Annotated in this window: 1 protein-coding gene; it reads right to left on the bottom strand. The window is 36.6% G+C overall.

Annotated features, from left to right (window positions below):
* The coding region (locus DWW96_RS13775; protein ID WP_147339846.1) for a leucine-rich repeat domain-containing protein at positions 1 to 609 on the bottom strand (609 nt) is incomplete at both ends.

Raw genomic sequence — 609 nt, 5'->3', positions numbered from 1 at the left:
GGCAGACTTACCTCTTCCAACTCATTACAGTTCTTAAATGCATTATCTGCTATTGTTACTGTTCCTCTTTCTATTTCTATTTTCTTAACTTTTCCTGTATTTTCAAACGCACTGTTTCCTATTGTTGTCACACTTCCCGGCATTATTATGTCTGTTAAGTTACTGCAACCGGCAAATGCTCCGTTTCCTATTGTTTCTATTCCCTCCGGTATTGTAATCTTTTCAAGTCCCGTACAGTTTTTAAATACATACTCTGTTACTGTCTTTGTTCCTTCCTCGAACCTTACATCTTTAAGATTGCTGCAGCCTCTGAACGCTCCATCGCTTTTTGAATCATAGTATGCACACCATACTTTCTCCAATGTTTTTGGTATCTCTATTTCCGTCAATCCTGTACATTCTCCAAATGCTCCATACCCCATAGTTTTAATATTCTTCGGTAGTTTTAATCCTGTTAGTTTTTTATCATTCTGAAACGCATTTGCTCCTATTGTTTCTATTGTGTCTGGCAGGCTTACCTCTTCCAGCTTTTCACAATTTTCAAATACATTGTCTTCTATTATTTTTACTCCATCGCCTATTTCTATTCTTTTTAGTTCTCTTGTGCCT

The sequence above is a fragment of the Eubacterium sp. AF17-7 genome (genome assembly GCF_003461285.1).
In the GTDB taxonomy this organism is placed as follows: Bacteria; Bacillota; Clostridia; order Lachnospirales; family Lachnospiraceae; genus Eubacterium_U; species Eubacterium_U album.
This window is presented reverse-complemented; position numbering and strand designations above follow the sequence as displayed.